Source organism: Clostridium sp. CAG:265, from assembly GCF_000436575.1.
Classification (GTDB): domain Bacteria; phylum Bacillota; class Clostridia; order Clostridiales; family Clostridiaceae; genus Clostridium; species Clostridium lentum.
Genome location: NZ_FR886618.1, coordinates 1 through 14,347, shown reverse-complemented (window position 1 = coordinate 14,347; position 14,347 = coordinate 1). Strand labels below are relative to the sequence as shown.

Annotated in this window: 15 protein-coding genes; 14 read left to right on the top strand and 1 reads right to left on the bottom strand. The window is 26.5% G+C overall.

What is annotated here, in order from left to right; genetic code table 11:
- The first annotated feature begins 47 nt into the window (after window positions 1-47).
- From Q5O29_RS06630 to Q5O29_RS06585, 10 genes are all read left to right on the top strand, one after another.
- Entirely contained in the window at window positions 48-170 is a 123-nt protein-coding gene (locus Q5O29_RS06630) for a hypothetical protein (RefSeq protein WP_022212180.1), read from the top strand.
- The gene (locus tag Q5O29_RS06625; protein WP_022212179.1) at window positions 157-2,787 is read left to right on the top strand and encodes a YfhO family protein; all 2,631 of its coding nucleotides are present in this window, start codon (window positions 157-159) and stop codon (window positions 2,785-2,787) included. Before Q5O29_RS06630 ends, Q5O29_RS06625 begins: the two co-directional genes overlap by 14 nt.
- A 139-nt stretch (window positions 2,788-2,926) precedes the next feature.
- Complete coding sequence (locus Q5O29_RS06620; protein WP_022212178.1) at window positions 2,927-4,504, top strand: efflux RND transporter periplasmic adaptor subunit; 1,578 nt, start codon at window positions 2,927-2,929, stop codon at window positions 4,502-4,504.
- A complete protein-coding gene (locus Q5O29_RS06615) occupies window positions 4,504-5,214 on the top strand; it encodes an ABC transporter ATP-binding protein (RefSeq protein WP_022212177.1) in 711 nt (236 codons plus the stop codon). The genes Q5O29_RS06620 and Q5O29_RS06615 overlap by 1 nt, the downstream gene beginning before the upstream one ends.
- Window positions 5,214-6,500 carry an ABC transporter permease gene (locus tag Q5O29_RS06610; RefSeq protein WP_022212176.1) on the top strand — a complete coding sequence of 429 codons (1,287 nt, stop codon included), beginning with the start codon at window positions 5,214-5,216 and terminating at the stop codon, window positions 6,498-6,500. The genes Q5O29_RS06615 and Q5O29_RS06610 overlap by 1 nt, the downstream gene beginning before the upstream one ends.
- Window positions 6,501-6,519: 19 nt before the next feature.
- Window positions 6,520-7,218, top strand: a complete 699-nt coding sequence (locus Q5O29_RS06605) for a response regulator transcription factor (RefSeq protein WP_022212175.1) — start codon at window positions 6,520-6,522, stop codon at window positions 7,216-7,218.
- Window positions 7,205-8,842, top strand: a complete 1,638-nt coding sequence (locus Q5O29_RS06600) for a cell wall metabolism sensor histidine kinase WalK (protein WP_022212174.1) — start codon at window positions 7,205-7,207, stop codon at window positions 8,840-8,842. The genes Q5O29_RS06605 and Q5O29_RS06600 overlap by 14 nt, the downstream gene beginning before the upstream one ends.
- A gap of 177 nt (window positions 8,843-9,019) precedes the next feature.
- Entirely contained in the window at window positions 9,020-9,166 is a 147-nt protein-coding gene (locus Q5O29_RS06595) for an aspartyl-phosphate phosphatase Spo0E family protein (RefSeq protein WP_022212173.1), read from the top strand.
- 140 nt (window positions 9,167-9,306) lie between these two features.
- Window positions 9,307-10,014: a LytTR family DNA-binding domain-containing protein gene (locus Q5O29_RS06590; protein WP_022212172.1), complete on the top strand. Its 708-nt coding sequence runs from the start codon at window positions 9,307-9,309 to the stop codon at window positions 10,012-10,014.
- 136 nt (window positions 10,015-10,150) lie between these two features.
- Window positions 10,151-11,581: a SpaA isopeptide-forming pilin-related protein gene (locus tag Q5O29_RS06585; RefSeq protein ID WP_022212171.1), complete on the top strand. Its 1,431-nt coding sequence runs from the start codon at window positions 10,151-10,153 to the stop codon at window positions 11,579-11,581.
- Between the two features lie 60 nt (window positions 11,582-11,641).
- Here the strand turns inward: Q5O29_RS06585 and Q5O29_RS06580 are convergent, their stop codons facing one another.
- Window positions 11,642-12,202: an RNA polymerase sigma factor gene (locus Q5O29_RS06580; protein WP_022212170.1), complete on the bottom strand. Its 561-nt coding sequence runs from the start codon at window positions 12,200-12,202 to the stop codon at window positions 11,642-11,644.
- Window positions 12,203-12,440: 238 nt separating this feature from the next.
- Between Q5O29_RS06580 and Q5O29_RS06575 the strand changes: the two genes are divergently transcribed.
- The 4 genes from Q5O29_RS06575 (at window position 12,441) to Q5O29_RS06560 (ending at window position 14,283) form a co-directional block, all read left to right on the top strand.
- Window positions 12,441-12,671 (top strand): single-stranded DNA-binding protein, encoded by a 231-nt coding sequence (locus Q5O29_RS06575; RefSeq protein ID WP_022212169.1) that lies wholly within the window; start codon window positions 12,441-12,443, stop codon window positions 12,669-12,671.
- Between the two features lie 291 nt (window positions 12,672-12,962).
- Window positions 12,963-13,190 (top strand): DUF1659 domain-containing protein, encoded by a 228-nt coding sequence (locus Q5O29_RS06570; protein WP_022212168.1) that lies wholly within the window; start codon window positions 12,963-12,965, stop codon window positions 13,188-13,190.
- A 70-nt stretch (window positions 13,191-13,260) separates the two neighbouring features.
- Window positions 13,261-13,476 (top strand): DUF2922 domain-containing protein, encoded by a 216-nt coding sequence (locus Q5O29_RS06565; RefSeq protein ID WP_022212167.1) that lies wholly within the window; start codon window positions 13,261-13,263, stop codon window positions 13,474-13,476.
- Window positions 13,477-13,935: 459 nt separating this feature from the next.
- Entirely contained in the window at window positions 13,936-14,283 is a 348-nt protein-coding gene (locus Q5O29_RS06560) for a phosphatase PAP2 family protein (RefSeq protein WP_022212166.1), read from the top strand.
- Window positions 14,284-14,347 lie beyond the last annotated feature (64 nt).

Below are 14,347 nucleotides of genomic sequence, written 5' to 3'. Positions count from 1 at the left end.
AGTAAAATAAATATGTGAAAAATGTAAATAATACTTAGAGGTGAATTATGGATAATGTATGGAGAATAAATAATGGTTATATAAGTAATAGTAATTTAGAGAGAAATAAGAAAATAGTGATAGTAATAAATGTAGTTGAGGATGAAGTTAGGTCATATGAAGAAAATTAAAGAAAACTATATCTTTATTTTATCCTTTATACTTCCAATAGTTCTACTGTTTATAATATTTACAGTCTTAGGAGTAGGCTTTATTGGTGAAAAGACTATAGTGTCCAGTGATATGTATACTCAATATGTTGCTTATTTTGGTAAATTTAAAGAAATTTTAAGTGGAGATGGCAGTATATTTTATTCATTTAATAAATCTCTTGGTGGAAATAATATAGGGTTATTTGCTTACTATTTAGCAAGTCCATTAAATTTGCTTTTGATATTTTTTCCTAAGTCAGCTATAGGTGAGTTTATCTTTAGTATTTATTTAATAAAGATAGGGTTAGCTTCCTTATGTTTTTCCATATATATAAGCAAGGTTTATAAAAAGAAGGATTTATCAGTAGTGATTTTTTCCTTATGTTATGGACTTATGGGATATAACATATGTTTTCAAATGAATATAATGTGGATGGATGGGATGATGCTATTACCATTGGTGGCATTAGGTATTGAAGAAGTAATAGTTAATGAAAAATATAAATTATATATGATAGCTTTATTTATGGTTATTGTAAGCAATTATTATATAGGCTATATGATATGTATTTTTTCAGTATTATACTTTTTCTATAAAGCCAGTATTTATAGAAGAATTACTTTGTCAGGGACAGTTAAGTTTTTTTATTCATCAATTATTACTGGAGGATTAGCAGCTTTTTTACTTATTCCAGTGGCAATATCTTTAAGTACTGGTAAGGCTGATTTTAATTTGTTTAGTGAAGCTATAACCATTAAACAGGATTTAAGTAGCATCTTAAGCAAGTTATTTATTGGTAGTTATAATATGGGACAAGTAATGAAGTCACCTGCCAATATTTATTGTTCAGTTATGGTGGCAGAATTATTAATATTATATTTTTTTAATAAGGAAATTAAGCTAAGAAATAAACTTACTTCTTTAATAGTACTAGGTTTTATTGCTTTAAGCTTTTTTATAAGCACATTTATATTATTATGGCATGGCTTTGATTATCCCATAGGATTTCAATATAGAAATTCATTTATATTTTGCTTTTTTGTAATTACTTTATCATATGAAGCTTGGTTAAAAATTAAAAGCACTAACTTTAAAAGTTTGTTTATAGTAACGCTTTTTTTTGCAATGATAAGTATCTTAGTAAGTTATGGAGATTATGATTATTTAGATATAAATAAAATAGTAGTTACATTTGTAATTAGTGTTTCTTATGTTATTATCTTAACTACTTTTATTAAATTTAATGATATCAACAGAATTATATTGCCCTTAATTAGTGTACTACTTGTCACAGAGCTTACTTTAAATTCTTATCTTTCCATGAAAAATATTAAATATATTGATAAAGAGCATATTGGAGGCTATATTGAAACCATCTCACCATTAATTGAAGAAGTAAAATCACTAAATGATAATTTTTATAGAATTGAACAAGTTTATAGAAATACCTTAAATGATTCTATGCTTTTAAATTATAATGGTCTTGGTCATTCTAGCTCAGCTAATGAGGAAAACACAGCTAAGTTAATTAAGAGTTTTGGTTTTAAAACCAATGTCATTAATAATGTTTATAATATGGGTTCAACAATTCCCATAGATTCAATTTTAGGTATTAAATATCTGATTTCCATGGAGCAGCCAGAATTTTTTAAGTGCTATAAATATAAGCAAAATATGTTTTATAAAAAAGTTAAAACAGAAGGGAGTTATGCTGTTTATGAAAATCCTTATGCTTTACCTATAGCATTTATGGTTAATGAAAGATTAGAGTCTACCAATATCAATGAAGTTAAAAATAAATTTGTTTATAGTAACGATATATTAAAGTTAATGGTTAATGAAAATTATGATATATATAAAGTATTAAATATCACTGATATTAAATTAAATAACTTATCAGAAGTGAAATATGATGATGAAACAGTATATCAAAAGGAAATTAAGGGTGTAAAAGCTACCATAGAGCTTATTGTAAAGGCTGAGCAATATGCACCAATATATATGTTTTTAAAATCTAGTGAATATGAAAATGGTTTTAGTAGCAAGAAAAGTAATATTAGTTCACAAAATAGCGTTAACATAACAGTAAATAATAATGTAAAGTATGATCAGTTTACAGGTTATGGTTATAATATTCAATTTATTGGCACCTATGATAAGGATGAAGAAATAACCATTGAAATTTCTGTACTAAATGATAGCTTTAGTTTAGATGAAGTACAATTATATTATTGTGATATGGATAGATTCCAAGACATTTATAAAAATTTATCTTATAATATAATAGAAAATACAATATATAAAGATGGATATATTAAAGGTGATATAAAGGTAACAGCAGATAAGACATTGATGTATACTTCAATTCCTTATGATGAAGGTTGGAATTTAAAAGTTGATGGTGAGGAGTATGATTATTTTAAAATTTTAAATGGATTAATTGGTGTAAAACTTCAGCCAGGAGAACATAAAATTGAATTTAAATATAAGTTACCAGGTTTAAGATTAGGCATAGGGATTTCTATATTTTCATTGGGAATATTAATTTTAGCATTTAAAAATAAAAAAAGAGTCTTTTCTAAGTTAAAGAGTTAGAAAAGACTCTTTGTTATTATAAATGAATATTTTATAGTCACTATAATATATTAAGGTTATATTAAGGTTATATTATGTATAAAATTAATATCTAATATTTAAAATAAATTTATATAATAGTGAAAGGATGAACTGCTTTATGAAGAGAAAAGAGATTAAGGATGTTATTAAAAAATTTACATATAAAAATAAAAAGAGTTTATGTATATTTATGGTTTTAGCTGTTTTGGCTGGGGGAATTGTTATTGTTAAAATTAATTCTTATAAATCACAACAAACAATAGATTCTGAAAATTATGCTAGAACTGTTTTTGTTGAAAAGGGAGAAATAAATAGGTCAATAAATGTAAATGGTAAAATTGAAAGTGCAGAAGTATCAATGGTTTCAACATCATTAACGGAAAAAGTTAAGTCTGTTAATGTAAAAGTTGGAGACTATGTTAAAGCTGGAGATGTTATTTGTACTTTAGATGATGGTGATATAACAAAAGAAATTGAAAAGAAAAAATCTGAAATAGCTGAAAATAAGAAAGAATTAGAAGCTAATTATAATAAATTATCTAATCAGTTAAAAGAAGCAAAAAATGTTAAAGTATCTTCAGTATCAGCACAAGATAATGTAGTATCAAATTTAAAAAGTAACTATGAAAACACAGAAAATGATTTAAATAATTATGATGGAACTTATAAAAAGATTCAAAATACATATAACACAATGTTAAGTGCAATAGAAAGTAAAGTAAATAATTATAATGAAGCTGAGAATATTAAAAATTCTGCTTATAATGCTTGGATAGCTAGTGGAGGAAATGCTTCTTCTGATGAATATGTAGCTTATAAAAGTGCAGAAGAAAATTTAAATAATAAACAAAGAGAATTAGAAGAAGCAAAACAACTTTATAATTATGAAGAAATAAAAGAAAGCTATAATGCAGCACTGGCAATATTTAATGAAAAAATAAGCAATAGAAATTTAGCTAAGGAACAATATGAAGCAGCAGTAGCAAATCGTTTAAGTGTGATTAATAGTGCTGATGGAGAAATATCTAATCTTGAATCATCAGTTAATGATGCATATAAACAACTACAAAAAGCTGATGATAATGAAGAATTAAAAAATTTAGAAGAAAGATTATCAAAAACTGTATTAAAGGCTGAAACAGATGGGAAGGTAACTGAACTAAAAATAAAGGTAGGGGCAGTACCAGAGGGACAAGTTGCTACAATTCAATCTGATAATAAGCTTATTATAAGTGCTATTATTCCAGAGTATGAAATTAAAAATGCAAAAGTAGGTATGAATGCATTGATTACTACTAATTCTAGTGATAAAAAGATTTCAGGAAAGCTTACAAGAATATCTCCTACAGCTAATGCTGGAGAAACAAGTGGTTTTTCAGCAGATATATCTATAGATGATGCTAAAGATTTATATATTGGAACAAATGCTAAAGCAGAGATAATAGTTTCAGAAAAGAAAAATGTTCTTATGGTTCCTAAAGATGCAGTTAAAGAGGTGGGAGGAAAATATTTCCTGATGGTAAAAGGAAAAGATAATCAATTTATTGAAACAGAAGTAACTCTTGGAGAAGAAAATGATTATTATGTTGAAGTAAGTGGAAGTGGCATAAAAGAAGGTAGTGAAATACTTGCTGATCTTACAAATTATAATGAAACAACAGAAGGTGTTGAGAATGAAAGTAAAGGTGAAGCATAATGATAGATAAAGTCAAACCACTAATAGAAATGAAAGAAATAATTAAGGCATATAATATTGGATTAGAAAGTGAAATAGAAATACTACATGGTATAGATTTGAAAATTTATGAAGGAGAATTTGTGGCTATTGTAGGTGAATCAGGTTCAGGTAAATCTACATTAATGAATATTATAGGGGTTTTAGATAAACAAACTAAAGGTGAATATTATTTAGATGGTATAGATATAAAAAATGCCAATGAAGCAGAAATGAATGTTATTAGAAATAAAAAGATTGGTTTTGTTTTTCAAAATTTTAATTTGATAGGAAGAACATCTGCTCTTAGAAATGTGGAATTACCTATGCTTTATGCAGGTGTACCAGCAGAACAGCGTACAAAAAGAGCTAAGGAGCTTTTAAGTAAAGTTGGAATGGAATCTAGAATGAATCATATGCCTAATGAGCTTTCAGGAGGACAAAAGCAAAGAGTTGCCATTGCTAGAAGTTTAGTTAATAATCCTGCAATAATTCTTGCGGATGAGCCAACAGGAGCACTTGATAGTGAAACTAGTACTATGGTAATGAATATTTTTAATGATTTAAATAAAAATCAAGGAAAAACAATTATTCTTATAACTCACAGTAAAGAAATAGCAGAGCAATGTCCTAGAATTGTAACCATAAAAGATGGAAAAATTATAAATGATAGCAAAGAGGTGGTGAGTTAATGGGATTAATGGAAAATGTAAGGCTAGCTATCAGCAGTTTAAAAGCAAATAAGCTTAGAGCGTTACTTACAATGTTAGGTATTATAATAGGTATTGCCTCTGTAATTACCATTGTTACCATAGGAGATTCACTGGCTGCATCAATAAATAGTGAAATGTCAGGTTTTGGTGCTAGAAATATTAATATGTACTTAGAACAAAAAAATTTAATTACATATAATGAAAATGGAGAAGAAATTTATTCTGAATATGAAGCACCCACAGAAAAGGATTTTGTTACAGATGAAATAATAAGTGATTATAAAAAAAAATTTGCTGATGATTTATTAGCAGTACCTCTTTCAGAAAGTGCTGGAAGTAGTACTCTTTTAAATGGAAGAATCAAAGCTGATATAGAGGTATATGCTGTAAATGCAGATTACTTCAAAGGTGAAAATGTTAAAATAATATCTGGAAGAGCCTTAACGGAAAAAGATAATGATGAATTAAGAGCTGTTACTGTAGTAAGTGATAGTTTTGTTGATAAGTATTTTAAAGGTAAATATACATATGATGAAGTTTTAGGTAAATCTTTTGAAGCAAATATAGGAAATAATACAGTAAAGCTATATATATGTGGTGTATATAAGTATAATAAAAATGATGGAGAAGGTATGTATTCATCAGATGGAAAAACAAGTACAAAAGTATTTATTCCTATGTCAATTTATAAAAAAATTAATAATAAAAGTAAGGGGTATGAATATTTTACTATTATACCTAAAGAAAATGTAGATTTAAATGAGTTTTTAAATAAGACAAACAGCTATTTTTCTGAAGCCTATAAATCAAATAAAAAATTTGAACCAACTGGATATAGTATGGAATCAATGATGGAATCTACAAATAAGATGATTAATAGTATTAAACTAGGAATAAGTGCTGTAGCAGCAATATCACTTTTAGTAGGTGGTATTGGTGTAATGAATATAATGATGGTTTCAATTACAGAAAGAACAAAAGAAATAGGCATTCGCAAAGCATTAGGAGCAGGAAAGAGGGTTATACTTATACAATTTATTGTGGAAGCGGTAATTATATGTATAATAGGAGGTATAATAGGTGTTATAATAGGAAATTGTTTTGGAGCAATAGGTGCAAAAATCATGGGATATAGTGTTAAAGCTAATATTTATGCAATTTTATATTCAGTTGCTTTCTGTATGGCTATAGGGATATTCTTTGGATATTATCCAGCGAGTAAAGCAGCAAAGATGAATCCTATTGATGCATTAAGATACGAGTAAAGAGGAGTAAATTAATTATATGACAAAAAATATATTAATTGCAGAAGATGATGAGGATATAGTTGGTTTATTAAGATTATATTTAGAAAAGGATGGATATAAAGTTATATCTGTAGATAATGGAGAAGATGCTTTTAAAATAGTAAAAAATAGTCAAATATCTTTAGCATTATTAGATATTATGATGCCTAAGATGAATGGGTATGAACTTACTAAAAAAATTAGAGAGATAACAAATATTCCCATTATAATTTTATCAGCTAAAACTCTTGATAGTGAAAAGATACTAGGTCTTGACTTAGGTGCTGATGATTATCTTACAAAGCCTTTTAATCCATTGGAAGTAGTAGCTAGAGTAAAGTCACTTTTAAGAAGATGTTATGAATTTAAGTTAGATAATGTAGAAGAATCTAAGAAAATATTAAAAGTTGGTGAATTAGTATTAAATGAAGAAACAGTATCTTTAACTAAGAATGGGGAAGAAATTCAACTAACTCCAACTGAATTTAAGATATTAGCTCTTTTAATGAGCAATCCAGGAAGAGTATATACAAAGGTACAAATTTATGAAAATATTAATGGAGAATATTTCAAAAATGATGATGGTGCATTAATGGTGCATATTTATAGAATTAGAGAAAAAGTAGAAGATGATTCAAAGAACCCAATGTATTTAAAAACAGTAAGGGGGCTTGGTTATAAAATTGAAAAAATATAAAAAGGCAAATAGAAGGGGAAGTATATTTTCCCTTCTAATTAATAATTACATATTATTCACAGTAATTATTATAATTTCAGCTATATTAATAAACAATGTTAGCAATTATTTAATATTTGGTGATTATGATGCTACTTTAGGATTAACTAAGAAATATCAAAATTACTTGAAGGAAGAAAAATTTAATAAATTAAATCTAAAAGAGATAACAGGTGAAGATGGTACTATAGAAATATTAGATGAAAATTATAATTTAATTTATTCTTTAGGAAAGGATATTAATAAGGAAAAATATAATGAAGATGAGATAAATGCTATACCAAACTATAGAAAGGATGATACATATTTAAATATATATGATTATTATAGTGAAAATGGGGAAAGTTATAAGCTAATTATTGCTGAATCATATTATTCAGAAGGTGTTATAAGCAATTCATTAAAATCTACTAGTAAATGGTTTAAAGTATTAGATAAAAATTTGAATGTTATATTAGAAAGTGATAATGCGCCAGCAAAAAAAAATTATACTGAAAAAGAAATTATTTATATGAGAGGTTATTATAATAATGGACTATTTATTGAAAAGTATCAATATATTAATAATGACGGCATAAAAAGAACAGCTATTATTAAATCAAGAGAGTTGTACACAAATAGTTTCTTTAAAAAAATGAATATATTAACTAAGATAGATTTTGTTGTGTTTGGAATAGCTTATATAATTTTAGTGGTGATATTTGTATTTGTTCTTAGAAGTAAGTTTTATGAGCCATTAGAAAAGCTTAATAAAGCAATGGAACTTTTAACAGAAGGAAAAAGAAAAAAACCTGTAGATTATAGTGGACCTCGTGAATTTGTAGATATATGTGATAGATTTAATATTATGGTAAGTAAGCTTGAAGATAGTGAAAATCAACGTAAGAAGTTGATGAATGATAAAGAACGTATGATGGCAGATATATCACATGATTTAAAGACACCTATAACAAGTATTCAAGGATACGCTAAAGCGCTTTCAGATGGAATAATTGTTGATGAAGATAAGGATAAGTATATAAAGATTATTTATGAAAAATCAAAGAAGCTTACAGAGCTTATTAATATTTTTCATGAATACAGTAAACTAGAGCATCCAGACTTTAATCTTATTTTTGAAAAAGTTGATTTAAGTGAATATTTAAGAGCATATATTGCTTTAAAATATGAAGATATAGTTGAAAGTGGCTTTAATATAGAAGTGGATATTCCAGAAGAGGAAATGGAAATAAAAATTGATAAGGTTCAGTTACAAAGGGTATTTGATAATATCTTAGGCAATAGCATTAAACATAATGAAAAAGGTACTAATATATATGTATCATTGAAAGAAAAAAATGATATTTATGAAATAATAATTGCTGATGATGGAAAGGGAATTTCAAAAGATATAGCAAATAATATATTTGAAGCATTTACAGTAGGTGATGAATCAAGAAATAGCAAACAGGGATCAGGTCTTGGTCTTGCTATAGCTAAAACAATAGTTGATCTTCATGGAGGAACCATAGAGCTTGAACCAGAATCTCTTAAGAAATTTAGTACACAATTTAAAATAATTTTAAAGAAAAATCCTAAACTATAGATTTCGTTTATATTATTTACAGTATACTTTTTTAAACAATTAAGTTGAAAATATGAATTAATAGAATAAAAATATATCCATACATTTTAACAAAAAAAAACAACGATATTACAAAAAGATACATTTAAATAAATTTATGTTGTAATCTTAGAATAATATTATTGAAGAGGTGGTTTTATGGAGATATATGATGAAATTGATAAGATAAGAGAAATTCTAGAATATGAAATTGACAAAAGTAGTTCTTTAAGTGACAATAAGATTTTAGAATTAAGTGTTAGATTGGACAAACTTATTAATGAGTATTATAGGAGTATAAATTAAAGTTAATTATAAAGGATATGTATTGGTAATTATATTATGGAGGAATCTTATAGAATAGGTGTTAAATAAATCTATTTTATAGGGTTCTTTTATATTTAGGTTTTAAGTGTTAGATTTTGAATTTAGGGAGGTATTAACTAATGATTAATGTAGCAATATGTGAAAATAATGCAATGCAAATAAAATATGTAGTAGATGTGATTAAGAAGTATTCAATAAAAGAGAATATGGATTTTATGATAGATAAATTTATCAGTGGTGAAGAGTTATTAAATAGTAACCATAGTAAATATAATGTGATTTTTTTAGAAATAAAAATGAATGGAATATCAGGCATAGACACAGCAAAAAAAATAAGGGAAATCAATGAAGAGGTTAAGATAATTTTTCTAACAGCATCAAAGGAGTTATGGGCAGAAGCATTTAAAGTAAATGCATTTAGATATTTAGTTAAACCTGTAAAGGAAAAGGAACTATATAATGAAATATCTACTGTAGTTAATGAAATTAAAAGAAATAACAAATATATAATATTAAATTATAATAATGAAATAAATAAGATTTTTATAAGCAATATAAGATATTTGGAAATTGAAAATAGAAAAGTAGTATTTCATTGTAATTCAGGTAAGTATTATTCTATGAGGCCATTATCATACTGGAATGAAGTATTAACAAAATATAATTTCTATAAACCACATAGTAGCTATTTAGTAAATTTAAAATATATATCAAAGATAAACAAGGAGTTATTGGAACTATCCACTGGTGAGATAATATATTTTTCAAAAAGAAAGTATAAAGAATTTAAAGAAAAGTACATGGAGTATATAATTAGTGAAATATAAGTAAAGATATATATTCATAGTATAAGTAATATTAATAAAATTTATGAAAATAAATTTAAAAGAGTATTTATTTGGTATATAATCTAGATATAAGTATAAATATACTTATAAATATATCAACAAAAAGGGTGAATATATGAAAGGAGTAAAAAGAAGATTCGCAAATGTTAGAAACATAGCAATATTTATAAGCATTTTTATGTTTATAAGCTTATTTTCTAATATTACAGTAAAAGCAGATGAGCTAGAAGATGGAGAAGTTAATCTAGTAGTTTCAGAGCAAGCAGAAATTCAAAGTAATGAAGAATTTGATGCTGAAAATGAGCTTCTTATTACAGAAGAAATAAAAGAATATGAAGATACCCAAAATCATAAGGTTACGACAGTTAATGTAAGTAATGGTTATGAAGAGTTTGTTGAAGAAACAAAAGAAGAACTTCCTACTGCAGAGGAAGCTAATGAACAAGAAGAAATTTTTCAATATGAAAAGGAATCTGAAGGAGCTATAACTGAAGATAAAGAAGAAGTTATAGTGCCTGGAGAATCTACAGAAAAACTAAATGAAGGTGACACTGAAAGTGAAGAGCCTAAAGAAGATGAAGAAGATACTGAACAAATGAAGATATCATTATTAATTAATGATAAAGAAGTAAACTATGAAGACAATATTAGCTTAAATGAAGACGATGATATTGATTTAAGTGTAATGTATTGTACTAAGGATAAAATAAAGGCTGGAGATACATTAGAGATTAAGATTCCTACATTTATCACTGTAAAAGATATAAAATATGAAAAAACTGATTTCAGTGAAGAAAGTGTTGCAGATGATGGCACTGTAAAACTTATTTTTAAAGAAAGAATTTTAGATGTAGGATCAATATACATCGGGAAAATTACCATAAGTGGTACTATAGCACATACAGAGGAAAGTGTTACTGAAGGCACAGAAGTACTTGTAAATGGAGCAGCTTTAATTGGTGCAAGCATTACAGCTATTCCAAAAGTTAATATAGAGCCTAATCCAGAAGAACCAGCAGAGGAGGTTTATAAGGGATCTGTAGTATTAACCAATGTTGAAAGAGGAAATAATGAAAAGGTTCTTGTAGGAGCTATGTTCATTTTACTTGATGAAAATCTAGATAAGATGGGAGATATCTACACCACCAATGAACAAGGGCAAATTACTGTTGATAATTTGATTGAAGGAGATTATTACTTTATAGAAATAGCACCTGAAGCAGGTTATGTTTTGGATATGATTCCAGTTAAATTTACTATTTCGAAAGATAATGAGGGACCTGTTTTGGTATTTAAGGAAAATTCACTTATGCCAAAATTAACTTTTCCAAGTGGTAATGGTAATGTCAGCAGTGGAAGCACTATTAACAAATTAAGCGGACTTTCTATGGCTAGTAAGTTAAGCACTAACACCAGCACAAATTATAGAAGAACCCTTCCTAATACAGGGGGGAATTCAAAGGCTGTGGCACTAGTAGTGGCACTTACAGCTATTTTAATAGGCTTTAAATTTGTCAGAAGAAAAAAGGACAATAATGTAACTTAAGTTAATAAAAAAATGCGTGATTGAGCAAGTGCCAACACGCATTTTTTATATAATAATATATTATATGAAAAATTTTCTAAGCTTGGATAGTATTAAATCTAAGTTCTTTTTTCCTTCATATCGTGTGATTTCTTTTTCTAGGCAATAAGGCCTAAGTTTTCCTTTGAATTTGTAAAATATAAGATAAAGTACTTCTAGTTCATCTGATGATAAGGTAGATAATGCTTCTTTTAGTGTTGAGTGTATAGAACTTGAAATTAGTAATTCTTCTAGATTTACACTATCTTCTAATAAATCAATGATATCATAATCACCTACTACATTAATATTGAGACTGGATTCTAAATTAGATTTGTGGTGATTGCGGATAAGTAGATTAAAGGTATTTCTGATGGTATTCATGATATAAGCATCATATGTTATGCTGTCTTTATTTAAATCTAGAGCATTTAAGGCTTTAAGTATTGAAAGGCTAGCTTCTTGCCTAAGATCATTTTTATCAAATCCCTTTAAGTTTGTCTTTAAGCAATATTTATTAATAAGTGGTTCATATTTGTGCAGTATAGCTAGAGCTGCATCTTTATTTCCTTCTTTAAATTTTTTTACTATGGTCTTATCCATTTTTAACTCCCCCTTTTTAAAAATAAAACACATAATAGAACATATGTTTATTATACTATATAAATATTCAGTTTTTACCAATTTGTAAAAAAATCTTATCGACAAATTATTTTAGTGAGAATAAGACATATTATAGGAATAAAATTATTATTTTTTTAATATAAACAAAATAGATGGATATAAAGCCGGTACATTAAAATTATATTTTATTTATATTAATTATTTTGGAGGAATAGATATGAATGAATATTTAGAACAAGCTATTTCCGAGGTTAATAATTTAAATGAAGGTGAAGAGTTTTTAGTAAGAGATTTGTTCAAAGGGTATACTTGGAATAGGATGACAGTTGGTACTAAACTTAGTCTTGATAAGTTGTTTTTAAATGAAGTAAATACAAATAAAAATTTAAAAATCAGTGTACTCGGCAAGAACTCATTTCATCAGCCAATTTTTAAAAAACTAAAGTAAATGATATAAGCTAATTTAAGCAGAAAGCTGGTTACATGGAAGGTTAGGTTTCTATGTAATCAGCTTTTTAAGTTTAATGACACTAAATAAAACAAAAAATAAAAAGGAAAATGAATTTAAAAACACGAAGGTTTTAAATTAAAAGGGTATTATAAGTATTTACATCTATATGAAAAATATTCAAATAAATTTGAAAAATTCCTAAAAAAAATTTCACAAAATTCTTTAGGTGCATATTTATTATATGTAAGGCGAAAGACTTACAAGATAAATAAAAAGGGGGACTGTAAAATGGCAGTAAGCAAGGAAATTTCAACAACATCACTAGCAATTGAAGTGGAAAGTGGGGTGGATTCAAGTGGTAATGCTACTTACAGCAAAAAGAGCTTTTCAGGAGTAAAAGATGGGGCAGCTCCAGAAAAGGTTTATGCAGTAGCAGAAGCAATCAAAGGTGTTATAGGGGCAAACACTAGATACTACTACTTAACAGAAGTATCACTACTAAAATCAGAACAATAAAAATGGAAAGTTGAAAATGAAAAATTAAGGGGTTTTTTCATTAATTATCAATTAAAAAGGGGTGTTTTTTATGGAATTTACTTTATCAATGACTTTTTTAACTTCTACAGGGGAAAAAACAACAATGTCAGTTTCTAATGTGAAGGAGAATCTAACACAAGATGAAGCAGTGACACTTATGGATGCTATAATAGCAAATGATATTTTTCAAACTTCTAAGGGAAACTTTGTAGCTAAGTCAGCAGCACAAGTAACTGAAAGAAAAGTAACTAAATTTGAAATTTAGTATTTAGTATAAATAAAATACTTTAGAACTCAGAAAGATGCTGTATCAAAATAACATTTGATGCAGCATCTTCTTTTAGTTTAGCACAAGTATAAATATTGATTTTTAAAAGGATAAACGTTCATTAATTATTATAGGTATATTATTAGTAATTTATTCATAAATATAAAAAATAATTTAAATAATATGGTGTAAGAGAACTTTAGATTAATTGTAAGCAAGAAGGTTGAGGTAAGTATTTTAGATATTAATCATAAGATTAATATGTCTATCTAAAAATATTAGCTTTATAATTTGAAGAAAATTTTGGTAAGTAAATTAAAAATTTTTCTTAATGAGTGATATAATATTGTTATTAAATTGTAAGGGGGGATAATTATAGAGTTTGAATTAAATATTATCAGGTCAATACAAAGTATAGCAAGTCCGTTTTGGGATGGATTATTTCAATTAATAACTATGTTTGGAGAAGAAGCAATTTTAATTCCTTTAATTGCTGTTATTTATTGGACATTTAATAAGAAAATGGGCGAGTATATTGCTTATTCTTCTTTAACTAGTGTATTGATAAATGGAGCTGTTAAGGATGCTTTTAAAGCAAAAAGACCTATAGGAGAGCCAGGCATAAGATCACTAAGAGTTGAAACTGCCACTGGATATTCTTTTCCAAGTGGACATACACAAGGGACAGCTTCTTTTTGGGGAGCAATAGCTATTTATTTAAAGAAGAATTATATGTATGCTATTTCAGGTATTATTATAGTTTCTGTAGCAATATCAAGATTATATCTAGGAGCAACTATTTAGTTGTTAGAAATATATACAAATATGTTTAATATATTTTTAATATAAAAAGCTCCCCATGTTTATA